This is a genomic window from Pseudomonas macauensis, from assembly GCF_047902425.1.
GTDB lineage: Bacteria > Pseudomonadota > Gammaproteobacteria > Pseudomonadales > Pseudomonadaceae > Pseudomonas.
The window spans coordinates 4,489,474-4,514,813 of the sequence record NZ_CP138377.1 but is presented as its reverse complement, the minus strand read 5'-3'; the positions used below and the strand labels follow the sequence as shown (position 1 = coordinate 4,514,813).

The following is a 25,340-nucleotide window of genomic DNA, read 5'->3' as shown; positions in this document are numbered from 1 at the left end:
AAATGCTGACTAAATGCTGATGCGCACCGGCATGGTCTGCTGGCCGCCGTCGGAGAGGATGTCGACCAGGGCGGTCTGGATGCGCTTGCACAGCTCGGGGTCGGAAAGCGGCTGGTTATTCGCATCGGTGACGAAGAACACGTCTTCCACGCGTTCGCCCAGGGTGGCGATCTTTGCGTTCTGCACCGACAGGTCGAAGTCGAGGAACAGACCGCCGATGCGCGCCAGCAGACCGGGGCGGTCCGGCGCGATGACTTCCAGCACGCTGACCTGGCGGGCGGCGTCGGTGGATATGGTCACCTGCGGGGCGAAGGCAAAGTGCTTGAGCTGGCGCGGTACTCGGCGCTGGATGATGGTCGGGTATTCGTCCGGGTCCTTCAGTGCATAGACCAGGCCTTCGCGAATTTCCGCGACACGGGCGGGATTGTCGCCAATCGAGCCGCCATCGGCGTCGAGCACAATGTAGGTGTCGAGGGTGAACAGGCTGGTGGAGGTGATGATCCGCGCATCCTGAATGTTCAGGTTGAGCTGGTCCATCGCCGCCACGGTCACCGCGAAGAAGTCGTGCTGGTCGGCGGCGTAGATGAAGATCTGGGTGCCGCCCTCGAACTCGCGCTGGGCGGTTTCCTTGATCAGCACCAGCGGTGTGCCGTCGTCCGGGTGCTGGAGGATGGCCTCGGTATGCCAGGCCACATCGGCGGCGGTGTGGCGCAGGAAGTAGTCGTCGCCCAGCTGGCTCCAGAGCTGCTCGGCGTCGTCCTGGTCGATGCCGCCGCGTACCAGGATGTCGATCGCCGCGCTCTGCGTCTGGCGAATCTGCTCCTCGCGGTCCACCGGGTTCTCCAGGCCGCGGCGCAGCGCGCGCTTGGTCTCGGTGTAGAGCTGGCGCAGCAGGCTGGCGCGCCAGGAGTTCCACAGCGTCGGGTTGGTGGCGTTGATGTCGGCCACGGTGAGCACGTAGAGGTAGTCCAGGTACGTCTGGTTGCCCATCAGCTGGGCGAAGTCGTAGATCACCTGCGGGTCCGACAGGTCCTTGCGCTGGGCCGTGGTGGACATGATCAGGTGGTTCTGCACCAGCCAGGACACCAGGCTGGTGTCCCACGGCGGCAGCTGGTGGCGCTGGCAGAAGTGTTCGGCATCCACCGCACCCAGTTCCGAGTGGTCGCCGCCGCGACCCTTGGCGATGTCGTGGTAGAGGCCGGCAATGTAGATCAGCTCGGGCTTGGGCAGGCGTTCCATGATCTTGCTGGCCAGCGGGTACTTCTCCGCCATGTCCGGGCGGCGCAGCTTGCGCAGGTGCTTGATCAGGTTGAGGGTGTGGGCGTCCACCGTATAGATGTGGAACAGGTCGTGCTGCATCTGCCCGACGATCAGGCCGAACTCCGGCAGGTAGCGGCCAAGGATGCCGTAGCGGTTCATCCGCCGCAGGTTGCGGTGGATGCCTTCCTTGCACTTGAACAGTTCGATGAACAGGCTGGTGTTGCGGATGTCGTGGCGGAAGTCGTCGTCGATCAGGTGCCGGCTGTCGCGCAGCAGGCGGATGGTGTCGGCGCGCACGCCCTTGATCTCCGGATGCTGGGCCAGTAGCACGAAGATTTCCAGCAGGGCGAAGGGCGTGCGCTTGAAGACGTTGGCGTGGGTGACTTCCAGGTAGCCGTCGCGTAGTTGGAAGCGGCTGTTGAGCGGCTGGATCTGGCCGTTCTCGCCGGCGCGCAGGATCACTTCCTCGAAGTGCTGCATGATCAGGTCGTTCAGCTCGGAAACCGCCATCACTACGCGGTAGTACTTCTGCATGAAGCGTTCGACCGCCAGTTTGGCGTCGTTGCCTTCATAGCCGAGCATCCCGGCAATGCGCCGCTGGTGGTCGAACAGCAGGCGGTCCTCGGCGCGGCCGGCGAGCATGTGCAGGGCGTAGCGGACCTTCCAGAGGAATTCCTGGCTGGAGGCGAGCACGCTGCATTCGCTTTCCACCAGGAAGCCTTCGCGCACCAGGGCGTGCAGGTTGAGGCTGCCGAAATGGCGGCGGGCGACCCAGAGCAGGGTCTGAATGTCGCGCAGGCCGCCGGGCGAGCCCTTCACGTTGGGCTCGAGGTTGTATTCGGTGTCGTTGTATTTGGTGTGGCGGTGAATCTGTTCCTTGCGCTTGGCCAGGTAGAACTGCCCGCTCGGCCACATCTGCTTCGCGCTGGTGGCCTCGAGCATGCGCTGGCGCAGGGCGTCCGGGCCGGAGATGGTCCGGCATTCCATCAAGTTGGTGACAACGGTCAGGTCGGCGCGGGCCTCGTCGGCACATTCGGCCACCGAGCGCACGCTCTGGCCGACTTCCAGGCCGATGTCCCAGAGCAGGGTGAGGAAGCCTTCGATGGCTTCGCGGAAGCTTTCCTGGTCCTCGCTATTGAGCAGGATCAGCAGGTCGATGTCCGAGTGCGGGTGCAGTTCGCCGCGCCCATAGCCGCCCACGGCGACCAGCGCGATATCGGCGGCGTCGCCCCAGCTGAAGCGGCTCCAGGCCTGCTGCAGGATCTGGTCGACGAACCAGGCGCGGTCTTCGATCAGTCGGCGGATGTCGCGGCCGCCGTTGAAGCGGCCGTCGAGTACCTCGTTGGCCTGACGAATGGCCTTCTTGAACGCAGCAATAGGGCTGGATTTGAGGGCCAGTTCCGCCTGGAACTGCCCACGGTCGAACAACTCGGGGTCCACCTGCGGCATGGCGGCCTTCCTGATTCAGGGATTGAGGGAGGGCAGGGGCAAGATGTGCGACGGGCCTGGCGCGTGGCGCCGGGTCCGGACATGCCGGGCCGGGATTTGTATGTTCTACCCAGCCGTCGGCAAGATTGCAAACCGCACAAAATCTGCTGCGCGTCGGCATAACTGCGTTAAAAACAGGCTCGGACTGCTCATTTACCCTCCGCGTCCTCGCCTGTTTGATTCGCTGGCGCTTACCCTTCGGGCCAGCCTGCGGCTGTTACTCCCGTTGGTCGTTGCGCCTTGTTCTGCTCTAGCTCGCAAGATTTTGAACAGCCATTCAGGCCGGGGTGCGCGGGAAGCTTTCGTCGTTACGCAGGGTCAGGATCTCATAGCCATCGGCGGTGACCAGCACGGTGTGCTCCCACTGCGCGGACAGCTTGCGGTCCTTGGTGATGGCGGTCCAGCCGTCGCCCAGCAGGCGGGTTTCCGGGCGGCCCTGGTTGATCATCGGCTCGATGGTGAAGATCATGCCTTCCTTGAGCTCCAGGCCAGTGCCGGCGCGGCCGTAGTGCAGCACCTGGGGCTCTTCGTGGAAGACCTTGCCGATGCCATGGCCGCAGTACTCGCGCACGACGGAGAAGCCGTTCTTCTCGGCGTACTTCTGGATCACCTCGCCGATGTCGCCCAGGCGCGCGCCCGGCTTGACCACGGCGATGCCCTTGTACATGCATTCCTGGGTGATCTGGCAGAGACGATCAGCCCATTCCGGGGTCTTGCCGACCAGGAACATCTTGCTGGTGTCGCCGTGGTAGCCGTCCTTGATCACGGTGATATCGAGGTTGACGATATCGCCTTCCTTGAGCGGCTTGTCGTTGGGAATGCCGTGGCACACCACGTGGTTGATCGAGGTGCAGATCGACTTGGGGAAGCCTTTGTAGTTCAGCGGCGCCGGAATGGCCTTCTGCACGTTGACGATGTAGTCGTGGCAGATGCGGTCCAGTTCGTCGGTGGTGACCCCGGGCTTGACGTGCTCGCCGATCATTTCCAGCACTTCGGCGGCCAGACGGCCGGCGACGCGCATTTTCTCGATGTCTTCGGGCGTCTTGATGGTGACGGTCATGCGAATTCTCTTGAGGCGCTGCGATCGCGCGGATAATGAGATGAATGCGCAAGTCTACCAGACCTTGGGCCTTCCTTTTAAGGGCGGGACGGGATGCCGGATATCTGTTCGGGTTTCGCTGGGGCCGAGGTTGTGGTATAAAGCGCCCCGCTTCGAAGGCTACGGCCGTTTCGAGGCATAAACCCACACATGCATCGACACGATGGCCTGGGTGCCTTTCGACTGGTTCGGAGGGTTGGCCGTTGGGATGCATGGAGGCCTAACCCGACTTATCGAGGAACTATCATGTCCCAAGTCAATATGCGCGATATGCTGAAGGCCGGTGTGCACTTCGGCCACCAGACCCGTTACTGGAACCCGAAAATGGGCAAGTTCATTTTCGGCGCGCGTAACAAGATCCACATCATCAACCTCGAAAAAACCCTGCCGATGTTCAACGAGGCCCTGACCTTCGTTGAGCGCCTGGCCCAGGGCAAGAACAAGATCCTGTTCGTCGGCACCAAGCGTTCCGCCGGCAAGATCGTTCGCGAAGAAGCTGCCCGTTGCGGCATGCCGTACGTCGACCACCGTTGGCTGGGCGGCATGCTCACCAACTACAAGACCATCCGTCAGTCGATCAAGCGCCTGCGCGAGCTGGAAACCCAGTCCCAGGACGGCACCTTCGCCAAGCTGACCAAGAAAGAAGCCCTGATGCGCACCCGTGATCTGGAAAAACTGGATCGCAGCCTGGGTGGTATCAAGGACATGGGCGGCCTGCCGGACGCTCTGTTCGTGATCGACGTCGACCACGAGCGCATCGCCATCACCGAAGCCAACAAGCTGGGCATCCCGGTCATCGGCATCGTCGATACCAACAGCAGCCCGGAAGGCGTTGACTATGTTATCCCGGGCAACGACGACGCCATCCGCGCCGTTCAGCTGTACCTGGGTTCCATGGCCGAAGCCGTTCTGCGTGGTAAGCAGAACGCCACTGGCGGTGCTGACGAGTTCGTAGAAGAAGCGCCGGCCGAGTCCGCCGAAGGCTGATTCCAGGACGTCCAGACGTCCTACGGTGCGCAGGAAGGGGGCTAGGCCCCCTTTTTGCCACCCTGTAAATTCCGCCCGGGCAGCCGGGCGATCTGGTTTTGAGAGCAACTCAAGAGGATTTCGAAATGGCAGAAATTACTGCAGCACTGGTCAAGGAACTGCGTGAGCGTACCGGCCAGGGCATGATGGAGTGCAAGAAGGCCCTGGTAGCCGCCGAAGGCGATATCGAGAAGGCCATCGACGACATGCGCGCTTCCGGCGCCATCAAGGCTGCCAAGAAGGCTGGCAACATCGCCGCCGAAGGCTCCATCGCCGTTAAAGTGGCTGATGACGCCAAATCCGCCACCATCATCGAAGTCAACTCGCAGACCGACTTCCTGGCCCTGCAGGACGACTTCAAAGGCTTCGTGGCTGCCAGCCTGGACAAGGCTGTTGCCCAGAAGCTGACCGACGCCGCTCCGCTGATCGCTGAACAAGAGCCGGCCCGTGAAGCTCTGGTCGCCAAGTGCGGCGAAAACGTCAACATCCGTCGTCTGGCTCGCGCCGAAGGTGACGTAGTTGGCGCCTACCTGCACGGCCATCGCATCGGCGTTCTGGTCACCCTGAAGGGTGGCAACGCTGACTTGGCTCGCGACATCGCCATGCACATCGCTGCCAGCAACCCGCAGTTCCTGGATCCGTCGCAGGTTTCCGAAGAAGCCGTTGCCAAAGAGAAGGAAATTTTCCTCGCTCTGAACGCCGACAAGATCGCCGGCAAGCCGGAAAACATCGTCGAGAACATGGTCAAAGGCCGTATCTCGAAGTTCCTGGCCGAAGCCAGCCTGGTCGAGCAAGCGTTCGTCAAGGATCCGGAAGTCAAGGTCGGTGATCTGGCCAAGAAAGCCGGCGCCGAAATCGTTTCCTTCATTCGTTATGAAGTAGGCGAAGGCATCGAGAAAGTCGAAGCTGACTTCGCTGCCGAGGTTGCTGCTCAAGTAGCCGCTTCCAAGCAGTAATAGACGGTCTCACGACTGTCGCCCCGCAAGAGGCTGCCCGCTAACGCGCGCGGCCTCTTTGCCAAACTGGGGAAGCCAAATGGGGCGGTTTCCGCGGCGCAGGCCCGCTCGGTGGGTTAACGGCGTCGTAAGCGTGGCGGGTCCATGCTTCCACACCAAGGCGCCGTGGGCGCCAAGCATTCAATCGCCGCAGGAGAAATAGGTCATGGCTCAGCAGCTGAGCGCTCGTCAACCTCGCTATAAACGCATTCTTCTAAAACTGAGCGGCGAAGCCCTGATGGGGTCCGAGGAATTCGGTATCGACCCCAAGGTGCTCGATCGGATGGCCCTGGAAATCGGCCAGCTTGTGGGTATCGGTGTCCAGGTCGGCCTGGTCATCGGCGGTGGCAACCTGTTCCGTGGCGCGGCGCTGTCCGCGGCCGGCATGGATCGCGTTACCGGCGACCACATGGGCATGCTGGCTACCGTGATGAACGGCCTGGCCATGCGTGATGCGCTGGAGCGCTCCAACATCACCGCCATCGTCATGTCGGCCATTTCCATGGTGGGTGTCACCGATCATTACGACCGCCGCAAGGCCATGCGCCATCTGAACAGCGGTGAGGTCGTGATTTTCTCCGCCGGTACCGGCAACCCGTTCTTCACCACTGACTCCGCCGCCTGCCTGCGCGCCATTGAAATAGATGCTGACGTAGTGCTGAAGGCGACCAAGGTGGACGGCGTGTACACTGCCGACCCGTTCAAGGACCCGAATGCCGAGAAATTCGAACGTCTGACGTACGATGAAGTGCTCGATCGCAAGCTGGGTGTGATGGACCTTACCGCCATCTGCCTGTGCCGGGACCAGAAAATGCCGCTGCGTGTGTTCAACATGAACAAGCCCGGCGCGCTGCTGAATATTGTTGTAGGTGGTGCTGAAGGCACCCTGATCGAGGAGGATTGAGATGATCAACGAGATCAAGAAGGAAGCTCAGGATCGCATGGGCAAAACCCTGGAAGCCCTGGGGCATGCCTTCGCCAAGATTCGTACCGGCCGTGCTCACCCGAGCATCCTGGATAGCGTCATGGTGTCCTACTACGGTTCCGACACCCCGCTGCGCCAGGTCGCCAACATCACCGTGGAAGACTCCCGCACCCTGGCCCTGAGCGTGTTCGACAAGAGCATGATCCAGGCGGTCGAGAAGGCCATCATGACCTCCGACCTGGGCCTGAACCCGGCGACCGCCGGCACCACCATCCGTGTGCCGATGCCGGCCCTGACCGAAGAAACCCGCAAGGGCTTCACCAAGCAGGCTCGCGCCGAGGCCGAGCAGGCTCGTGTATCCGTGCGTAACATCCGCCGCGATGCCCTGGCTCAGCTCAAGGACCTGCAGAAAGAGAAGGAAATCAGCGAGGACGACGAGCGTCGCGCCGGTGATGACATCCAGAAGATCACCGACAAGTTCGTCGCCGATATCGAAAAGGCCCTCGAGGCCAAGGAAGCGGATCTGATGGCCGTCTGACGGCCGGGCTCTCGTCATGGAAAAGACCAAGCAGGTGACGCCTGTGCCCCGGCACGTGGCAATCATCATGGACGGCAACAACCGCTGGGCGAAAAAGCGCCTGATGCCCGGTGTCGCCGGGCATAAAGCGGGTGTGGATGCCGTCCGCGCGGTGATCAAGACCTGCGCCGAAGCGGGCGTCGAAGTATTGACCCTGTTCGCCTTCTCCAGCGAGAACTGGCAGCGCCCGGCCGATGAGGTCGGTGCGCTGATGGAGCTGTTCCTCATGGCCCTGCGCCGTGAGGTGCGCAAGCTCAGCGCCAATGGCATCCGCCTGCGCATCATCGGGGACCGCAGCCGTTTTGCCCCTGAGTTGCAGACGGCGATGCGCGAGGCGGAAAGCCTGACGGCCAATGGCACCACCATGCTGTTGCAGGTGGCGGCCAACTATGGTGGCCAGTGGGACATTACCCAGGCCGCCCAGCGCCTCGCTCGGGAAGTGCAGGCCGGTCACCTGGCGCCGGACGAGATCACCCCGGAGCTGATCCAGGGCTGTCTGTCCACGGGCGACCAGCCGTTGCCGGACCTGTGCATCCGCACCGGCGGCGAGCACCGCATCAGCAACTTCCTTCTCTGGCAGCTGGCGTATGCCGAGCTGTATTTCTCCGATCTCTACTGGCCCGACTTCAAGCGCGAGGCCATGCAGGCCGCGCTGGTCGACTACGCATCTCGTCAGCGTCGCTTCGGCAAGACCAGCGAGCAGGTCGAGGCCGAGGCTCCCCCGACATGTTGAAACAACGAATCATCACGGCGCTGATCCTGTTGCCGGTCGCGCTGGGTGGTTTCTTCCTCCTCGATGGTGCGGCGTTCTCGCTGTTCATCGGTCTGGTGGTCAGTGTCGGCGCCTGGGAATGGGCGCGTCTGGCTGGATACAACGAGCAGTCCGCGCGGTTTGGCTACGCCGCCGTAGTGGCTGCGCTGATGCTCATCCTGTCCTGGCTGCCGCAGTTGGCCGGGGCGGTGCTGGTACTGGCGCTGCTCTGGTGGTTGCTGGCGACCGTCATGGTGCTGACCTACCCCGATAGCGCGTCGAGCTGGGGTGGCCGCTGGCGGCGCCTGCTGATCGGCCTGTTGATCCTGGTGCCGGCTTGGCAGGGGCTGGTGCTGCTCAAGCAGTGGCCGCTGGCCAACTGGCTGATCGTCGCCGTGATGGTGCTGGTCTGGGCCGCTGATATTGGCGCCTATTTCTCCGGCAAGGCCTTTGGCAAGCGCAAGCTGGCGCCACGGGTCAGTCCGGGCAAGAGCTGGGAAGGTTTCTATGGCGGCCTGGCGCTGAGCCTGGCGATCACCGTCGCCGTGGCGATCTATCGCGACTGGACGGTGCGTGAACTGCTGCTGGCGCTGCCCTGCGCCGCGATCGTGGTGGCGCTGTCGGTAGTGGGCGACCTCACCGAGAGTATGTTCAAGCGCCAGTCGGGCCTGAAGGATAGTAGCAACCTGCTACCGGGGCACGGTGGCGTGCTCGATCGCATCGACAGCCTGACAGCGGCGATTCCGGTATTCACCGCGCTGCTGTGGCTTGTGGGTTGGGGGACGCCGTGAGCAGTCCGCAGTGGATCAGCGTGCTGGGAGCGACGGGATCGATCGGTCTCAGCACCCTCGATGTCATCGCGCGTCACCCTGGCCGTTACCGTGTCTTCGCCCTGAGCGGCTTCTCCCGGCTTGCCGAGCTGGAAGCGCTCTGTCTGCAGCATCGTCCGCGTTTCGCCGTTGTGCCGGAGGCTGATCAGGCCCGACATCTGCAAAGCGGGTTGCTGGCGGCGGGGCTGGATACCCGAGTGCTCGTCGGCGAGGCGGGGCTGTGTGAGATCGCCAGTCATCCCGAGGTGGATGCGGTCATGGCGGCCATCGTCGGTGCCGCAGGGCTGAAGCCCACGCTGGCCGCTGTCGAGGCCGGCAAGCGAGTGCTGCTGGCCAACAAGGAGGCGCTGGTGATGTCCGGCGCCCTGTTTATGGATGCCGTTCGCGCCAGTGGCGCGGTGCTGTTGCCGATCGACAGCGAGCACAATGCGATTTTCCAGTGCATGCCCTCGGACTACTCGCGCGGTCTCGGTGAAGTCGGTGTGCGTCGGATTCTGTTGACGGCCTCTGGCGGTCCGTTCCGTGAGACGCCGCTGGAAGTGCTGTCGGACGTTTCCCCTGAGCAAGCCTGCGCCCATCCCAACTGGTCGATGGGGCGGAAGATTTCCGTCGATTCCGCCAGCATGATGAACAAGGGGCTGGAGCTGATCGAGGCCTGCTGGTTGTTCGACGCGCCGCCCTCGAAGGTCGAGGTGGTGATTCATCCGCAGAGCGTCATCCATTCCCTGGTGGATTATGTGGATGGCTCGGTGCTTGCGCAGCTCGGCAACCCGGACATGCGTACGCCCATTGCTCATGCGCTGGCCTGGCCGCAGCGGATCGACTCCGGTGTCTCGCCGCTGGACCTGTTTGCCATTGCCCGGCTGGATTTCTGTCCGCCTGACGAGCAGCGTTTCCCTTGCCTGCGCCTGGCCCGACAAGCGGCTGAAGTCGGCGGCAGCGTCCCGGCAATGCTCAATGCGGCCAACGAAGTCGCGGTGGCGGCCTTCCTTGAGCGGCGCATCCGCTTTACCGAGATCGCGGTTATCATCGAAGAGGTGCTGAACCGCGAGGCGCATGCCCCGGTCGAATCCCTCGAAACGGTGCTGGCAGCCGACCGGCTCGCACGCGGAGCCGCGCAGGCGTGGTTGCAGGAACGCGGGCGTTGACGCCCAGGAGGTAGCGATGAGCGCCCTATATATGATCGTCGGCCTGGTGGTCGCACTGGGTGTGCTGGTTACCTTCCACGAGTTCGGGCACTTCTGGGTGGCGCGCCGCTGTGGCGTGAAAGTGCTGCGTTTTTCCGTAGGTTTTGGCACCCCGCTGGTGCGCTGGCATGATCGCCAGGGCACCGAGTTCGTCGTGGCGGCTATTCCGCTGGGTGGCTACGTGAAGATGCTCGACGAGCGCGAGGGTGATGTCCCGCCGGAACTGCTCGACCAGGCCTTCAATCGCAAGTCGGTCTTCCAGCGCATCGCCATCGTCGCCGCTGGGCCCGTAGCCAATTTCCTCCTGGCGATCCTGTTCTTCTGGGTGCTGGCCATGTTGGGTAGCCAGCAGATCAAGCCCATCATCGGCTCCATCATCGCTGACAGTCCGGCTGCCTTGGGTGGCCTGGCCGCGGGGCAGGAAGTGGTGGCGGTCGACGGCAAGGCTGTGGAAGGCTGGAATGGGGTCAATCTGCAGCTGGTGCGCCGTCTCGGCGAAACCGGCGAACTGAGCGTTTCCGTGCTCGACCCGGGCTCCTCTGTTCCGGTCATTCACCAGTTGCAGCTCAAGGCCTGGCTGAAGAGCGCTGATAACCCCGATCCCATCGCCGGGTTGGGGATTCAGCCCTGGCGTCCGGCCATCGCACCGGTCCTGGCGGAGCTGGATGAGAAGGGGCCGGCCAAGGCGGCCGGGCTCAAGGTCGGGGATCGTCTGCTGAGCGTCGATGGGCAGGCGGTGGATGACTGGCAGCAGGTGGTGGACAAGGTCCGGGCGCGTCCCGAAACGCGCGTCGTGCTGGGCATCGAGCGTGACGGCCAGCGACAGGATATCGCGCTGACGTTGGCGGCGAAAGGCGAGGGCAAGGCCCGTGCCGGATACCTGGGGGCGGGTGTCTCGGGTGGTCAGTGGCCGGCGGACATGCTTCGCAAAATCAGCTACGGACCGGTGGACGCAGTCGGGGAGGCGCTCTCCCGAACCTGGTCGATGAGCCTGCTAACTCTGGATTCTCTAAAGAAAATGGTGCTCGGGCAGCTCTCGGTAAAAAACTTGAGCGGGCCGATAACCATTGCTAAAGTGGCGGGCGCTTCAGCCCAGTCGGGTGTAGGGGATTTTCTGCATTTCCTTGCCTACCTGAGCATCAGTTTGGGGGTTCTCAACCTGTTGCCGATTCCCGTCCTCGACGGCGGGCATCTGCTGTTCTACGTGGTCGAGTGGGTGCGAGGTCGCCCACTGTCGGAGCGGGTCCAGGCGTGGGGGATGCAAATTGGCATCAGCCTGGTGGTCGGGGTCATGTTGTTGGCCCTGGTCAACGATCTGAGTCGACTGTAACCCGCCATTGAATTCCGGATCTGCCGCCACCTGCGGCAGATTCTTTATTTGTCAGTTGGAATAAAAGGACTCCATGAAACGCTTTCTGCTAACCGCGGCCTTTTCCGCGCTGATGATCGCCCAGGTTCACGCCGAGTCCTTCACTGTTTCTGATATCCGGGTCAACGGCCTGCAGCGCGTGTCGGCCGGCAGCGTGTTCGCGGCACTGCCGCTGAACGTCGGCGAGCAGATCGACGATCGCCGCCTGGTCGAGGCGACCCGGTCCTTGTTCAAGACTGGATTCTTCCAGGACATCCAACTCAGCCGTGATGGCAATGTGCTGATCGTCAACGTGGTCGAGCGTCCGTCGATCTCCAGCATCGAGATCGAGGGCAACAAGGCCATCACCACCGAAGACCTGATGAAAGGTCTGAAACAGTCCGGTCTGGCCGAAGGCGAGATCTTCCAGCGTGCGACCCTCGAAGGCGTCCGTAACGAACTGCAGCGCCAGTATGTGGCCCAGGGCCGCTACTCCGCCGAGATCGAGACCGAGGTGGTGCCGCAGCCGCGCAACCGCGTCGCCCTGAAGATCACCATCAACGAAGGCACCGTGGCGGCCATCGCCCATGTCAACGTGGTGGGCAATACTGTCTTCTCCGAGGAAGACCTGACCGACCTGTTCGAACTGAAGACCACCAACTGGCTGTCCTTCTTCAAGAATGACGACAAGTATTCCCGTGAGAAGCTCTCCGGTGACCTGGAGCGCCTGCGTTCCTACTACCTGGACCGTGGCTACATCCACATGGATATCGCCTCGACCCAGGTTTCCATCACTCCGGACAAGAAGCACGTCTACATCACCGTCAACGTCAACGAAGGCGAGAAGTACACCGTTCGTGACGTGAAGCTCTCCGGCGACCTGAAAGTGCCGGAAGACGAAATCAAGAAGCTGCTGCTGGTGAAGAAAGGCCAGGTCTTCTCGCGCAAGGTGATGACCACTACCTCCGACCTGATCACCCGTCGTCTGGGTAACGAAGGCTATACCTTCGCCAACGTCAACGGCGTGCCGGAGCCCCATGACGACGACAAGACCGTCTCGATCACCTATGTGGTCGACCCGGGCAAGCGTGCCTACGTCAATCGCATCAACTTCCGTGGCAACACCAAGACCGAGGACGAAGTACTCCGTCGCGAAATGCGCCAGATGGAAGGCGGCTGGGCTTCGACCTACCTGATCGACCAGTCCAAGCAGCGCCTGGAGCGCCTGGGCTACTTCAAGGAAGTCAACGTCGAGACCCCGGCTGTGCCCGGCACCGACGACCAGGTCGACGTGAACTACAGCGTTGAAGAGCAACCGTCCGGCTCCATCACCGCCAGTATCGGTTTCGCCCAGAGCGCCGGTCTTATCCTTGGTGGCTCGATCAGCCAGAACAACTTCCTGGGTACCGGTAACAAGGTCAGCCTCGGCCTGACCAAGTCCGACTACCAGACCCGCTACAACTTCGGCTTCGTCGACCCCTACTGGACCGTCGACGGCGTGAGCCTGGGCTACAACGCCTTCTACCGCAAGACCGACTACAGCGACCTGGATGTTGACGTTTCCAGCTACTCCGTCAACAGCTACGGCGCCGGCGTCAGCATCGGCTACCCGATCAGCGAAACCTCGCGTCTGACCTACGGCCTGACCGCGCAGAAGGACGAGATCGATACCGGCGTCTACACCGTCGACGAGATCTTCAACTTCATCCAGCAGGAAGGCGACAGCTTCACCAACTTCAAGGCGTCCATCGGCTGGTCCGAGTCGACCCTGAACAAGGGCGTGCTGGCCAACCGTGGCCACTCGCAGAGCCTGGTGCTGGAATCCACCGTTCCGGGCAGCGACCTGTCATTCTACAAGCTCGACTACCGCGGCCAGATCTTCGCTCCGCTCACCGAGAACTACACCATGCGCTTCCACACCGAGCTCGGCTACGGTGATGGCTATGGTTCCACCGACCGCCTGCCGTTCTACGAGAACTACTACGCGGGTGGCTTCAACTCGGTGCGTGGTTTCAAGGACAGCACCCTCGGTCCGCGCAGTACGCCTAGCAAGGGCACCAATCCGGGGACGGAGTACGACCCGGACCAGGACCCGCAAGCCTTTGGTGGTAGCATCCTGATCACCGGCGGCGCCGAAGTCCTGTTCCCGCTGCCGTTCGTGAAGGACCAGCGTCAGTTGCGCAGCGTGGTGTTCTGGGACGTGGGTAACGTGTTCGATGCCGACTGCCCGACTTCCACTACCCAGGGTTGCGACGGCGTCAAATTCAATGACATGGCCATGTCCGCCGGTGTGGGCCTGACCTGGATCACCGCGCTGGGCCCGCTGAGCTTCGCCCTGGCGACCCCGATCAAGAAGCCGGACAACGCCGAAACCCAGATCTTCCAGTTCTCCCTGGGGCAGACCTTCTAATTGGCCGTATCGTTGTAAAGACAACCATGCTTTGTGCAGGAGTGCATTGTGCGTAAGTTGACCCAGTTCGTTCTGATCACCGCTGCCCTTATGGCGAGCCCAGCGTTCGCCGACATGAAGATCGCGGTGCTCAACTATCAGATGGCACTCCTCGAGTCGGATGCGGCCAAGCAGTACGCCGTGGACGCGGAGAAGAAATTCGGCCCCCAGCTGAACAAGCTCAAGGCGCTGGAAAGCGACGCCAAGGCGCTGCAGGACAAGCTGGTCAGCGGTGGCAGCAAGATGTCCCAGTCCGAGCGTGAAAAGGCCGAGAACGACTTCAAGCAGAAGGCCCGTGACTTCCAGTTCCAGTCCAAGGAGCTGAACGAAGCCAAGGCTGTCGCCGACCGCGACATGCTGAAGAAGCTCAAGCCGAAGCTGGACCAGGCTGTCGAGGAAACCATCAAGAAGGGTGGCTATGACCTTGTGGTCGAGCGTGGTGCCGTAGTGGACGTGAAGCCGCAGTACGACATCACCCGTCAAGTCATCGAGCGCATGAACCAGCTGCGCTGATGATGACCGAGCTGTCCTTTACCCTCGCTGAACTGGCTGCGCAGCTCAATGCCGAGCTGCGCGGCGATCCTGCTCAAGTCATTCGCGGCCTGGCAACCCTCCAGGAAGCTGGCGCGGACCAACTGAGCTTCCTGGCCAATCCGCAGTACCGCAAGTTCCTGCCTGAGAGCAAGGCGGGTGCGGTGCTGCTGACGGCAGCCGATGCCGAAGGTTTCACCGGCAACGCGCTGGTGGTGGCCAACCCCTATCTGGCGTATGCCGGTCTTTCGCATCAGTTCGATCGCAAGCCCAAGGCGCCTGCCGGTATCCATCCCACTGCAGTGGTCGATGAAGGTGCCCAGGTCGATCCGACTGCCAGCATCGGTCCCTACGCGGTGATTGAGGCTGGCGCGCAGATTGGCGCCGGCGTAACCATCGGTGCCCATTGCTTCGTCGGCGCGCGCAGCGTGATTGGCGAAGGCGGCTGGCTGGCCCCGAGAGTGACCCTTTACCACGACGTGCGCATCGGCAAGCGCGTGGTGATCCAATCCGGCGCTGTGCTGGGGGGCGAGGGCTTCGGCTTCGCCAACCAGAAGGGCGTCTGGCAGAAGATCGCGCAGATTGGCGGCGTGACCGTGGGCGATGACGTCGAGATCGGCGCCAATACCACGATCGACCGCGGTGCGCTGTCCGATACCCTGGTGGGCAATGGCGTGAAGCTGGACAACCAGATCATGATCGCCCACAACGTGCAGATCGGTGATCACACCGCGATGGCGGGCTGCTGCGGGATTTCCGGCAGCGCCAAGATCGGCAAGCATTGCATGCTTGCCGGTGGCGTCGGCCTGGTCGGCCACATCGAAATCTGCGACAACGTCTTCGTCACCGGGATGACTATGGTGACCCGTTCGATTACCGAACCGGGTTCCTATTCCTCCGGTACTGCCATGCAGCCGGCCGGCGAATGGAAGAAGAGCGCCGCGCGTATTCGCCAGCTGGATGACATGGCCCGTCGTCTGCAGCAGCTGGAAAAGCGCGTGGCTGCCGTGACCCCGAGTGGAGACGCTCCATCTGATGCGTGATCAGCGCATTTTTTGGCGTTTCCCTTTTCTGAACAGGCTTCCCTGAACATGATGGACATCAACGAGATTCGCGAATACCTGCCTCATCGCTACCCCTTCCTGCTGGTGGATCGGGTGGTGGAGCTGGACATTGAAGGCAAGCGCATTCGCGCCTACAAGAATGTCAGCATCAACGAGCCGTTCTTCAATGGCCATTTCCCGCAGCACCCGATCATGCCGGGCGTGCTGATCATCGAGGCCATGGCCCAGGCGGCCGGTATCCTCGGCTTCAAGATGCTCGACGTGAAGCCGGCCGACGGCACCCTGTACTACTTCGTCGGCTCCGACAAGCTGCGCTTCCGTCAGCCGGTACTGCCGGGCGACCAGCTGCAGCTGCATGCCCAGTTCATCAGCGTCAAGCGCGGCATCTGGAAGTTCGATTGCCACGCCACCGTCGATGACAAGCCGGTATGCTCGGCCGAAATCATCTGTGCGGAACGCAAACTATGAGTTTGATCGATCCTCGCGCCATCATCGACCCGCGCGCAAAGCTGGCTGACGACGTAGAGGTGGGCCCCTGGTCCATCGTCGGGCCGGATGTGGAGATCGGCGAAGGTACGGTGATCGGTCCGCACGTGGTGCTCAAGGGCCCCACGAAGATCGGCAAGCACAATCGCATCTTTCAGTTCTCCAGCGTCGGCGAGGACACTCCCGACCTGAAGTACAAGGGCGAGCCGACTCGCCTGGTGATCGGTGACCACAACGTGATCCGCGAGGGTGTCACCATCCATCGCGGCACCATCCAGGATCGTTCGGAAACCACCATCGGCGACCACAACCTGCTCATGGCCTACGTGCACATCGGCCATGACAGTGTGATCGGCAACCATTGCATTCTGGTGAACAACACGGCGCTGGCTGGCCATGTTCACGTGGATGACTGGGCGATCCTCTCCGGTTACACCCTGGTGCATCAGTTCTGCCGCATCGGCGCGCACAGCTTCTCCGGCATGGGCAGTGCGATCGGCAAGGACGTTCCGGCCTATGTGACCGTCTTCGGCAACCCCGCCGAAGCTCGCAGCATGAACTTCGAAGGCTTGCGTCGGCGTGGTTTCAGCGCCGAAGCCATCCAGGCGCTGCGTCGGGCCTACAAGGTGGTTTACCGCCAGGGGCTGACCGTGGACGAAGCGCTCGCCGAGCTCGTCGAGGTTTCGGAGCAGTTCCCGGAGGTAGCGGTATTCCGCGACTCCATCCAGAGCTCCACCCGCGGCATCACCCGCTGACCATGCAGCCGACCGTACGCAAGCTGCGCGTCGCCCTGGTCGCGGGCGAGGCGTCCGGCGATATCCTTGGCTCCGGCCTGATGCAGGCGCTCAAGCAGCGTCACCCCGACATCGAGTTCATCGGTGTCGGTGGTCCGCGCATGCAGGCCGAAGGACTGCAGTCGCATTTTCCGATGGAACGCCTCGCGGTCATGGGCCTGGTCGAGGTGCTCGGCCGCCTGCGCGAGCTGCTACGCCGGCGCAAGGACCTCGTCCAGATGCTGATCGCGGCCAAGCCGGACGTGTTCATCGGCATCGATGCGCCGGACTTCAACCTGAACATCGAGCTCAAGTTGCGCCGCGCGGGCATCCGCACGGTGCACTATGTCAGTCCCTCGGTCTGGGCCTGGCGGCAGAAGCGCGTGCTGAAGATCAAGGAAGCCTGCGACCTGATGCTCGCGCTGTTTCCCTTTGAGGCGCGCTTCTACGAAGAACATGCGGTGCCGGTTCGTTTCGTCGGCCATCCGCTGGCCAACACCATTCCACTGGAAGCCGACCGTGCTGGCGCGCGCGAGCGCCTGAGCCTGCCGCAGGATGCCAGTGTCGTTGCGTTGCTGCCGGGTAGTCGGGGAGGGGAGGTCGGTAAGCTCGGCGCGCTGTTCCTCGATACCGCTCAACGCCTGCTTCAGGAGCGTCCGGGCCTGCGTTTCGTGCTGCCTTGCGCCAGCCCCGAGCGCCGCGTACAGGTCGAGGAAATGCTGGCCGGCCGTAATCTGCCAGTGCAGTTGCTCGACGGTGCGTCCCATGAAGCCCTCGCTGCCTGCGACGCGGTGCTGATCGCCTCTGGCACCGCCACCCTCGAAGCGCTGCTGTACAAGCGGCCGATGGTTGTCGCCTACAAGGTGGCGCCGATGACCTACCGCATTCTCAAGCGGCTGGTGAAGAGTCCGTACATCTCGCTGCCGAACCTGCTGGCCAACCGACTGCTAGTGCCGGAGTTGATCCAGGATACGGCGACGCCCGAGGCGCTGGCCACTACCTTGCTGCCACTGCTGAATGACGGCAGTGTGCAGACCGAATCCTTCGACGCCATCCACCGCGCCCTGCGCCAGGATGCGTCCGCGCAGGCCGCCGAAGCGGTGCTCGCCCTGGTGGAGAAACACTGATGCAGATGGGCCTGGATTTCGCCCTGGTGGAAGAGCTGGTCGCAGGTGTCGATGAAGTCGGCCGTGGTCCGCTGTGCGGCCCCGTGGTTACCGCAGCTGTCATCCTCGATCCGGCACGCCCGATCAGTGGGCTGAACGACTCCAAGAAGCTCACCGAAGCCAAGCGTGAAAAGCTCTTTGACGAAATCCGCGAGAAGGCATTGGCCTGGTGCATCGCCCGTGCGGATGTGCATGAGATCGACCAGTTGAACATTCTCCACGCCACCATGCTCGCCATGCAGCGCGCGGTGGAGGGCCTGAGCGTGACGCCGAAACTGGCGCTCATCGACGGTAATCGGTGTCCGAAATTGAAGGTGCCCTCCGCCCCGGTGGTGCAGGGTGATGCCAAGGTCCCGGCGATCGCCGCCGCCTCGATCCTGGCCAAGGTCAGCCGTGACCGCGAGATGCAGGAAATGGAAGCGCTGTACCCCGGCTACGGCATCGGCGGGCATAAGGGCTATCCGACTCCGGTGCACCTGGAAGCGCTCAAGCGCCTGGGGCCGACGCCGATTCATCGGCGTTCTTTCGGGCCGGTTCGGGAGTTGCTGGAGCAGCAAGTCTTCTGATCGACCCTCCCAGCCTACTGCAGAGCCACGCCACTGATAGCCCGTCTAGCAGGTAGAGTGGAAGGAAGGTCGGCGAGGAAAGTCGCCAGCCGTATCCCCAGGGAAATATCAGCGTCAAGGGTGCGCTGAGTGCGGCGATCCAGAGGACGATCAACAATACCTCTCGCCGCTGGGCCGGGTAATTGCCACGCCAGAGCGGGGCAGCGCTTGCGGCGGCAAGCAGCCAGGGCACCAGGATTCGCAGGTTGATCTCTGTTTCCACTCTCGTGTCGATGCCCAATATGAAGAGCAGCTTTTGCCAGCTTCGAGCAATGAATGCCATTGGGTCGCTCAGTACATAACGCAGTACTTCCTTGGCAATTTCCGGCGCGGGTGGGATGTAGGTGGGCAGGAAGAAGCTCGGGCCGTCGTATTGAGGCGGGTGATTGCCAAACCAGAGGTTGATCGGTCCGTTCTCTGGCAACCAGCGGAATTCGCCTGCGATCCAGAGATTTCTCCAGCCGAGTAGGCTCAAAAGAGCCACTGCAAGTATGCAGGTCAGCAAGGGGAGTCCCCAGCGCTGTAGTGGCCTGAGCTGTGCGCCAGTCCAAAGCATCCAGATGCAGGCTATGGCGATGAATGGAATGAAGTTGGGCCGGATCAGGGTTGCGAGTCCCAGCAGTAGGCCCATGCCAATAGCTTTGCTCAGGGTGGGGCAGCGTGCCTGATCCAGTAGCATGAAGAGCAGAAGCGCACTCAGCACGATCCCCCAAGTGGTGTCGAGCAGTGGCTCGGCGAGCAGGAGCAGTTGCTGGCAGAAGATCATCGCAGTCGCCATCGCCAACGCGCTGAGCCAGCCGAACAGGCGTTGTGTCCAGGCGCAGCACGCGACCATGAGCGCAGCCATAACCCCCATCTGGACTATTGCCACATCTGCAGGAGCCTCCCCGGCAAGGACGTGTAGCAACGCAAGCAGATAGCGGTAGCCGAAGTTGAAGTAGACAAAGGGGCTTTCGGCTCGCGAACCCAGGTCCCCATTCAAAATGTCGCGCGCGAAGGTTTCATACATCAGGTAGTCGTTGCCCGGCACCATTATCTGATAGCCGAAGCGTTGTCCTTCGCTGAGGATCAGTTGCAAGCCCAGGGCAAAGAGTCCGTAGAAACCACCTACCCAGAGCACTCCAGACGGCCGAGGCGCTGCTGGGCGGGCGCCTAGGATCAGTATGCCAAGGGCGATCAGCCAACTGCACAATCCGATCCAGCGCCAGGGCCTGTGATCCATCGTGCCATTGAAGGGGCTCATCGCTGTAGGCGGGACGGCTTTGAAGCCAGCGCCAAGATCCCATTCCAGTGACAGCGCGGGTGCTTCGGGGAGATTTCTTGCGAAGTTGAGGTTGATCCGATGACGGCCGGGAGAAACATTCTCCAGAGGCTGTGCGTCGACGCCGTCGAGCTGCCAGTGGGCTGTCCCACCCGCGCTTGTGACTCGCAGGGGGCGCTTCGTCGGGCCGGGTACATTTATGTATCCGGCCCAGTGTGCGCTGAAGCGGTAGTCATCCACAGAGGGAAGCTGCTCGCTCCAAGGGCGTTCACGGTAGTCATTGGCGAAGTAGAGCGGGAAGTTCGCCGTAAAAAGTGAGAATCCATATGGGGCGAAGGCGATGCGACGATCGATGTGCTCGCAGAGGGATTTGGACGCATTAAGGGAGCGCTGCGCCGGTTCGCTGTATGTTTCGTTACTGGAGTAACAGGCGCTCAGGCCCTGTCGTGCGACTTGGCTGATTTCCATCTGAGCGGGAAGTATCGGCAGCATCAGAAGGAATGCAGCGTAAGTCGGAGGCGTGTTGCGCCATGGCAGGCTGAAACAAAGCCAGGCGCAGAATGCGATCGCGACGATACTGAGAGCGTTCAGCATGGCAAAGGGCATATTGCCAAGGCCCAGATGTCCGGGCGTTAGCCAGTAGAGGCAGGTGCAGCAGAAGAGGACTGCGCGCGTCGTGAAGGAGGGAGCGGCCATTGTGCGTTCCTGGGCAGGCTTGAGGTGGCGCTGAATTCTGCCGTTCGTCGCCCTTCACGCTGTCCGAGTCTGCTGGCGATATTTCCGTATCTCGGCTGCTGGTTTGTCATGTTTGTCTATCCGCCAGCTATCCGACAGCGACTGCGGGATGTCTGTAGCTTTAACCCGGAGGTGGGTACAATTCCGGGCTTGCCGTTTTTCGCGTTTGCCCAAGGACCACCATGACCGCCACCTTCGTTCACCTGCGTCTGCACACCGAATTCTCCCTGGTCGACGGCCTGGTACGGGTCAAGCCGCTGATCAAGGCGGTGGCGGGTTCGGGGATGCCGGCGGTGGCGGTGACCGACCTGAGCAACATGTGCTCGCTGGTGAAGTTCTACAAGACGGCCATGGGCGGCGGTATCAAGCCGATCTGCGGTGCCGACATCTGGCTGGCGAACCGCGATGACGACGGTCCGCTCACTCGCCTGACCTTGCTGGCGATGAACGCCAAGGGCTACCGCAACCTGACCGAGCTGATCTCCCGTGGCTGGCAGGAAGGCCAGCGCAACGGCGAGATCATCATCGAGCGGGAGTGGGTGAAGGAAGCGGCCGAAGGCCTGATCGCGCTGTCCGGCTCGAAGGAAGGCGAGATCGGCATGGCGTTGCTGGAAGGCGACAACGCCCTGGCGGACTCGCTGCTGGCCGAGTGGCTGGAAGTCTTTCCGGACCGCTTCTACCTGGATATCCAGCGCACCAACCGGGTCAACGACGAAGAGCACGTGCACGCCGCCGTGGCCCTGGCCGAGCGCAGCGGTGCGCCGCTGGTGGCGACCAACGACGTGCGCTTCATCAAGCAGGACGACTTCGAGGCCCACGAAACCCGCGTGTGCATCGGCGAAGGCCGTGCGCTGGATGATCCGCGCCGCTCGCGCAACTATTCCGATCAGCAGTATCTGAAGAGCCCGGCGGAAATGGCCGAGCTGTTCAGCGATATCCCCGAAGCGCTGGAAAACTCCGTCGAGATCGCCAAGCGCTGCAACATCGACGTGCAGCTGGGCAAGTACTTCCTGCCCAACTTCCCGATCCCCTACGACGACATGGACATCAACCAGTACCTGCGCCATGTCTCCTACGAGGGCCTGGAGGAGCGCCTAGCGGTGCTCTGGCCGAAGGAAACCACGCCCAATTACGAAGAGAAGCGGCAGATCTACGTCGATCGCCTGGAATTCGAGCTAGGCACCATCATCCAGATGGGTTTCCCCGGCTACTTCCTGATCGTGATGGACTTCATCAAGTGGGCCAAGAACAACGGCGTGCCGGTAGGCCCCGGCCGGGGTTCGGGCGCCGGCTCGCTGGTCGCCTACGTGCTCAAGATCACCGACCTCGATCCGCTGGCATATGACCTGCTGTTCGAACGTTTCCTCAACCCCGAACGTATTTCCATGCCCGACTTCGACGTCGACTTCTGCATGGAAGGCCGCGACCGGGTGATCGACTACGTGGCCGGTGCGTACGGCCGTAACGCCGTGAGCCAGATCATCACCTTCGGCTCCATGGCCGCGAAGGCGGTGGTGCGCGACGTGGCGCGGGTGCAGGGCAAGTCCTACGGCCTGGCCGACAAGCTGTCGAAGATGATTCCCTTCGAAGTGGGCATGACCCTGGAAAAGGCCTACGAGCAGGAAGAGATGCTCCGCGACTTCCTCAAGTCCGACGAGGAAGCCCAGGAAATCTGGGACATGGCGCTCAAGCTCGAAGGTGTAACCCGCGGTACCGGTAAGCACGCCGGTGGTGTGGTGATCGCGCCGACCAAGCTGACCGACTTCGCCCCCATCGCCTGTGACGAAGAGGGCGCGGGCCTGGTGACCCAGTTCGACAAGGACGATGTGGAAGCCGCGGGCCTGGTGAAGTTCGACTTCCTCGGCCTGCGTACCTTGACCATCATCAAGTGGGCGATGGAGATCATTCATCGCAAACAGCAGAAAGCCGGCGAGACCGAGTTGGTCGACATTGACCGCATCCCGCTGGACGACAAGAAAACCTACGACTTGCTGCAGAAGGCGGAAACCACTGCGGTCTTCCAGCTTGAATCGCGCGGCATGAAGGAGCTGATCAAGAAGCTCAAGCCGGACTGCCTGGAAGACCTCATCGCACTGGTGGCGCTGTTCCGTCCCGGTCCGCTGCAGTCGGGCATGGTGGACGACTTCATCAATCGTAAGCACGGCCGCGAGGAAATCTCCTACCCGCACCCGGATTACCAGTACGCTGGCCTCGAACCGGTGCTCAAGCCCACCTACGGCATCATCCTGTACCAGGAGCAGGTGATGCAGATCGCCCAGGTGATGGCGGGCTACACCCTCGGCGGCGCGGACATGCTGCGTCGCGCCATGGGTAAGAAAAAGCCCGAGGAGATGGCCAAACAGCGCGGCGGCTTCATCGAGGGCTGCGCGAATAACGGTATCGACGCGAACCTCGCGGGCAACATCTTTGACCTGGTGGAAAAGTTCGCCGGCTACGGCTTCAACAAGTCGCACTCCGCCGCCTACGGCCTGGTGTCGTACCAGACCGCCTGGTTGAAGACCCACTGGAAAGCCCCGTTCATGGCTGCGGTACTCACCGCGGATATGCAGAACACCGACAAGGTGGTGACGCTCATCGAAGAGTGCCGCCACATGAAGCTGCGCATCCTTGCTCCGGACGTGAACAACTCCGAATTCCGCTTCACCGTGGATGACGATGATCAGATCGTCTACGGCCTGGGTGCGATCAAGGGCGTCGGCGAAGGTCCGGTGGAAGCTATCACCGAGTGCCGCAACGAAGGCGGTCCGTTCAAGACCCTGTTCGACTTCTGCGACCGCATCGACCTCAAGCGCGTCAACAAACGCACCCTGGAAGCGTTGATCCGTGCCGGTGCGCTGGATCGCCTCGGTCCGCACTTCCATGACGAGCCCAAGGCCTACCACGCCCACGTCGACATCAATCGCGCCGTATTGCTGGCGTCCATGGAAGAAGCCGTGAAGGCCGCCGAGCAGACCTCACGCAGCCACGACAGCGGCCACATGGACCTGTTCGGCGGCGTCTTCGCCGAGCCCGAGGCCGATGTCTACGCCAACCACCGCAAGGTCAAGGCGCTCAACCTCAAGGAGCGCCTGAAGGGCGAGAAGGACACCCTCGGCCTGTACCTGACCGGTCACCCGATCGACGAGTACGAAGGTGAAGTGCGGCGTTTCGCCCGCCAGCGCATCGTCGAGCTCAAGCCCGCGCGCGATACCCAGACCGTCGCCGGGCTGATCGTCAACCTGCGGGTAATGAAGAACAAGCGTGGCGACAAGATGGGCTTCGTGACCCTGGACGACCGCTCCGGGCGTATCGAGGCCTCGTTGTTCGCCGAAGCCTTCGCCGCCAACCAGGCGCTGTTGCAGACCGATGCGCTGGTGGTGATCGAAGGCGAAGTCAGCCAGGACGATTTCTCCGGTGGCTTGCGCCTGCGCGCCAAGCGCGTGATGGGCCTGGAAGAGGCGCGCACCTCGCTAGCGGAGAGCTTGCGGGTGAAAGTGCACGCGGACGCGCTCAAAGGTGACCGCCTGCGCTGGCTGGCTGACCTCTGCACCCGTCATCGCGGCAGTTGCCCGGTCACTGTCGACTACAGTGGCGAGCAGGCGCGCGCCTTGCTGCAGTTCGGCGAACAGTGGCGGATCGACCCCGCGGACAACCTGATTCAAGCGTTGCGTGACCAGTTCGGCCGCGACAACGTCTTCCTGAACTACCGCTAGTGAGGTCGGTGGCCATAGGCCGCCCGCCCGCCAGTCTCGACCCTTGGCGCCCGATACCGTAAGGTAGGGCGCCTAACGGACCAGGCCCTGCCGCCAACAGAACGACGGATAGCCCATGAACCCGAATTTTCTCGATTTCGAACAGCCCATTGCCGACCTGCACGCCAAGATCGAAGAGCTGCGCCTGGTCGGTAACGACAACGCCCTGAACATCACCGACGAAATCTCCCGTCTGCAGGAGAAGAGCAAGGCGCTGACCGAGAACATCTTCGGTAACCTGTCCAGCTGGCAGATCGCCCAGCTCGCGCGTCATCCGCGTCGCCCCTACACCCTCGATTACATCGAACACATCTTCACCGAGTTCGAAGAGCTGCACGGCGACCGTCATTTCGCCGATGACGCGGCTATCGTCGGTGGCGTTGCCCGTCTGGAAGACCAGCCGGTGATGATCATCGGTCACCAGAAGGGCCGCGAAGTGCGCGAGAAGGTACGCCGCAACTTCGGCATGCCGCGTCCGGAAGGCTACCGCAAGGCCTGCCGCCTGATGGAAATGGCCGAGCGCTTCAAGATGCCGATCCTGACCTTCATCGACACCCCCGGCGCCTACCCAGGCATCGATGCCGAAGAGCGCGGCCAGAGCGAGGCTATCGCCTGGAACCTGCGTGTCATGGCGCGCCTGAAGACCCCGATCATCGCCACCGTGATTGGCGAAGGCGGTTCCGGCGGCGCACTGGCTATTGGCGTGTGCGACCAGTTGAACATGCTGCAGTACTCCACCTACGCGGTGATCTCGCCCGAGGGTTGCGCCTCGATCCTCTGGCGTACCGCCGAGAAGGCACCGGAAGCCGCTGAGGCCATGGGCATCACCGCCAGCCGCCTGAAGGACCTGGGTATCGTCGACAACATCATCCCCGAGCCGCTGGGCAGCGCCCACCGCGACCCGGCCGCGATGTCCCAGTCGATCCGCAAGGCCCTGCTCGGCCAGTTGGATGTTCTCAAGCAACTGAGCACCGAAGAGCTGCTGGCGCGCCGCTACGAGCGCCTGATGAGCTACGGCGTCGCCTGATCGAC

Annotated in this window: 20 protein-coding genes; 17 read left to right on the top strand and 3 right to left on the bottom strand. The window is 62.4% G+C overall.

Translation table 11 applies throughout. From position 1 onward, the window contains the following. Positions 1-9: 9 nt before the first annotated feature. Positions 10-2,709 (bottom strand): [protein-PII] uridylyltransferase, encoded by a 2,700-nt coding sequence (locus SD196_RS20625; protein ID WP_416310611.1) that lies wholly within the window; start codon positions 2,707-2,709, stop codon positions 10-12. A gap of 316 nt (positions 2,710-3,025) precedes the next feature. Next, positions 3,026-3,808, bottom strand: coding sequence for a type I methionyl aminopeptidase (gene map, locus SD196_RS20620; RefSeq protein WP_275608240.1), 783 nt, complete (start codon positions 3,806-3,808; stop codon positions 3,026-3,028). Between the two features lie 285 nt (positions 3,809-4,093). On the opposite strand from map, the gene rpsB reads away from it, so the two are divergent. The 15 genes from rpsB to rnhB all read left to right on the top strand — a co-directional run bounded on the left by rpsB (position 4,094) and on the right by rnhB (position 18,521). Then, positions 4,094-4,834, top strand: coding sequence for a 30S ribosomal protein S2 (rpsB, locus tag SD196_RS20615; protein WP_275608239.1), 741 nt, complete (start codon positions 4,094-4,096; stop codon positions 4,832-4,834). 125 nt (positions 4,835-4,959) lie between these two features. Continuing rightward, entirely contained in the window at positions 4,960-5,829 is an 870-nt protein-coding gene (gene tsf / locus SD196_RS20610) for a translation elongation factor Ts (protein WP_275608238.1), read from the top strand. Between the two features lie 205 nt (positions 5,830-6,034). Then, on the top strand, positions 6,035-6,772 hold the full coding sequence (gene pyrH / locus SD196_RS20605) for a UMP kinase (RefSeq protein ID WP_207885442.1): 738 nt from the start codon (positions 6,035-6,037) through the stop codon (positions 6,770-6,772). A 1-nt stretch (position 6,773) separates the two neighbouring features. Then, positions 6,774-7,331 (top strand): ribosome recycling factor, encoded by a 558-nt coding sequence (gene frr, locus SD196_RS20600; RefSeq protein ID WP_152225035.1) that lies wholly within the window; start codon positions 6,774-6,776, stop codon positions 7,329-7,331. Between the two features lie 16 nt (positions 7,332-7,347). Beyond that, a complete protein-coding gene (uppS, locus tag SD196_RS20595) occupies positions 7,348-8,103 on the top strand; it encodes a polyprenyl diphosphate synthase (RefSeq protein ID WP_275608237.1) in 756 nt (251 codons plus the stop codon). Next, positions 8,097-8,912 carry a phosphatidate cytidylyltransferase gene (locus tag SD196_RS20590; RefSeq protein ID WP_275608236.1) on the top strand — a complete coding sequence of 272 codons (816 nt, stop codon included), beginning with the start codon at positions 8,097-8,099 and terminating at the stop codon, positions 8,910-8,912. Before uppS ends, SD196_RS20590 begins: the two co-directional genes overlap by 7 nt. Then, complete coding sequence (ispC, locus tag SD196_RS20585; protein ID WP_275608235.1) at positions 8,909-10,099, top strand: 1-deoxy-D-xylulose-5-phosphate reductoisomerase; 1,191 nt, start codon at positions 8,909-8,911, stop codon at positions 10,097-10,099. Before SD196_RS20590 ends, ispC begins: the two co-directional genes overlap by 4 nt. A gap of 16 nt (positions 10,100-10,115) precedes the next feature. Continuing rightward, positions 10,116-11,468: a sigma E protease regulator RseP gene (rseP, locus tag SD196_RS20580; RefSeq protein WP_275608234.1), complete on the top strand. Its 1,353-nt coding sequence runs from the start codon at positions 10,116-10,118 to the stop codon at positions 11,466-11,468. Positions 11,469-11,541: 73 nt separating this feature from the next. Continuing rightward, the gene (bamA, locus tag SD196_RS20575) at positions 11,542-13,896 is read left to right on the top strand and encodes an outer membrane protein assembly factor BamA (protein WP_275608233.1); all 2,355 of its coding nucleotides are present in this window, start codon (positions 11,542-11,544) and stop codon (positions 13,894-13,896) included. A 48-nt stretch (positions 13,897-13,944) separates the two neighbouring features. Continuing rightward, the gene (locus SD196_RS20570; RefSeq protein WP_207885435.1) at positions 13,945-14,448 is read left to right on the top strand and encodes an OmpH family outer membrane protein; all 504 of its coding nucleotides are present in this window, start codon (positions 13,945-13,947) and stop codon (positions 14,446-14,448) included. Beyond that, complete coding sequence (gene lpxD / locus SD196_RS20565; protein ID WP_275608232.1) at positions 14,448-15,509, top strand: UDP-3-O-(3-hydroxymyristoyl)glucosamine N-acyltransferase; 1,062 nt, start codon at positions 14,448-14,450, stop codon at positions 15,507-15,509. Before SD196_RS20570 ends, lpxD begins: the two co-directional genes overlap by 1 nt. A gap of 48 nt (positions 15,510-15,557) precedes the next feature. Next, the gene (gene fabZ / locus SD196_RS20560; protein WP_152225019.1) at positions 15,558-15,998 is read left to right on the top strand and encodes a 3-hydroxyacyl-ACP dehydratase FabZ; all 441 of its coding nucleotides are present in this window, start codon (positions 15,558-15,560) and stop codon (positions 15,996-15,998) included. After that, positions 15,995-16,771: an acyl-ACP--UDP-N-acetylglucosamine O-acyltransferase gene (lpxA, locus tag SD196_RS20555; protein ID WP_275608231.1), complete on the top strand. Its 777-nt coding sequence runs from the start codon at positions 15,995-15,997 to the stop codon at positions 16,769-16,771. The genes fabZ and lpxA overlap by 4 nt, the downstream gene beginning before the upstream one ends. Before the next feature lie 2 nt (positions 16,772-16,773). Continuing rightward, positions 16,774-17,916 (top strand): lipid-A-disaccharide synthase, encoded by a 1,143-nt coding sequence (gene lpxB / locus SD196_RS20550; RefSeq protein ID WP_331316878.1) that lies wholly within the window; start codon positions 16,774-16,776, stop codon positions 17,914-17,916. After that, positions 17,916-18,521 carry a ribonuclease HII gene (gene rnhB, locus SD196_RS20545; RefSeq protein ID WP_331316881.1) on the top strand — a complete coding sequence of 202 codons (606 nt, stop codon included), beginning with the start codon at positions 17,916-17,918 and terminating at the stop codon, positions 18,519-18,521. The genes lpxB and rnhB overlap by 1 nt, the downstream gene beginning before the upstream one ends. Here rnhB and SD196_RS20540 read toward each other — a convergent pair. Beyond that, positions 18,442-20,517 carry a hypothetical protein gene (locus tag SD196_RS20540; protein WP_416310610.1) on the bottom strand — a complete coding sequence of 692 codons (2,076 nt, stop codon included), beginning with the start codon at positions 20,515-20,517 and terminating at the stop codon, positions 18,442-18,444. The two genes, rnhB and SD196_RS20540, sit on opposite strands and share 80 nt — an antisense overlap. Before the next feature lie 221 nt (positions 20,518-20,738). Here SD196_RS20540 and dnaE point away from each other — a divergent pair, with 221 nt between their 5' ends. Beyond that, complete coding sequence (dnaE, locus tag SD196_RS20535) at positions 20,739-24,269, top strand: DNA polymerase III subunit alpha (protein ID WP_331316885.1); 3,531 nt, start codon at positions 20,739-20,741, stop codon at positions 24,267-24,269. Between the two features lie 115 nt (positions 24,270-24,384). Further along, entirely contained in the window at positions 24,385-25,335 is a 951-nt protein-coding gene (gene accA / locus SD196_RS20530) for an acetyl-CoA carboxylase carboxyl transferase subunit alpha (protein WP_275608226.1), read from the top strand. Positions 25,336-25,340: the final 5 nt, after the last annotated feature.

Coding starts and splice junctions, on each gene's coding strand:
- bamA (WP_275608233.1), top strand. CDS start 11,542: ATGAAACGCTTTCTGCTAACCGCGGCCTTTTCCGCGCTGATGATCGCC.
- lpxD (WP_275608232.1), top strand. CDS start 14,448: ATGATGACCGAGCTGTCCTTTACCCTCGCTGAACTGGCTGCGCAGCTC.
- accA (WP_275608226.1), top strand. CDS start 24,385: ATGAACCCGAATTTTCTCGATTTCGAACAGCCCATTGCCGACCTGCAC.
- dnaE (WP_331316885.1), top strand. CDS start 20,739: ATGACCGCCACCTTCGTTCACCTGCGTCTGCACACCGAATTCTCCCTG.
- lpxA (WP_275608231.1), top strand. CDS start 15,995: ATGAGTTTGATCGATCCTCGCGCCATCATCGACCCGCGCGCAAAGCTG.
- map (WP_275608240.1), bottom strand. CDS start 3,808: ATGACCGTCACCATCAAGACGCCCGAAGACATCGAGAAAATGCGCGTC.
- SD196_RS20590 (WP_275608236.1), top strand. CDS start 8,097: ATGTTGAAACAACGAATCATCACGGCGCTGATCCTGTTGCCGGTCGCG.
- rpsB (WP_275608239.1), top strand. CDS start 4,094: ATGTCCCAAGTCAATATGCGCGATATGCTGAAGGCCGGTGTGCACTTC.
- rseP (WP_275608234.1), top strand. CDS start 10,116: ATGAGCGCCCTATATATGATCGTCGGCCTGGTGGTCGCACTGGGTGTG.
- pyrH (WP_207885442.1), top strand. CDS start 6,035: ATGGCTCAGCAGCTGAGCGCTCGTCAACCTCGCTATAAACGCATTCTT.
- rnhB (WP_331316881.1), top strand. CDS start 17,916: ATGCAGATGGGCCTGGATTTCGCCCTGGTGGAAGAGCTGGTCGCAGGT.
- fabZ (WP_152225019.1), top strand. CDS start 15,558: ATGATGGACATCAACGAGATTCGCGAATACCTGCCTCATCGCTACCCC.
- SD196_RS20625 (WP_416310611.1), bottom strand. CDS start 2,709: ATGCCGCAGGTGGACCCCGAGTTGTTCGACCGTGGGCAGTTCCAGGCG.
- lpxB (WP_331316878.1), top strand. CDS start 16,774: ATGCAGCCGACCGTACGCAAGCTGCGCGTCGCCCTGGTCGCGGGCGAG.
- SD196_RS20540 (WP_416310610.1), bottom strand. CDS start 20,517: ATGGCCGCTCCCTCCTTCACGACGCGCGCAGTCCTCTTCTGCTGCACC.
- frr (WP_152225035.1), top strand. CDS start 6,774: ATGATCAACGAGATCAAGAAGGAAGCTCAGGATCGCATGGGCAAAACC.
- uppS (WP_275608237.1), top strand. CDS start 7,348: ATGGAAAAGACCAAGCAGGTGACGCCTGTGCCCCGGCACGTGGCAATC.
- tsf (WP_275608238.1), top strand. CDS start 4,960: ATGGCAGAAATTACTGCAGCACTGGTCAAGGAACTGCGTGAGCGTACC.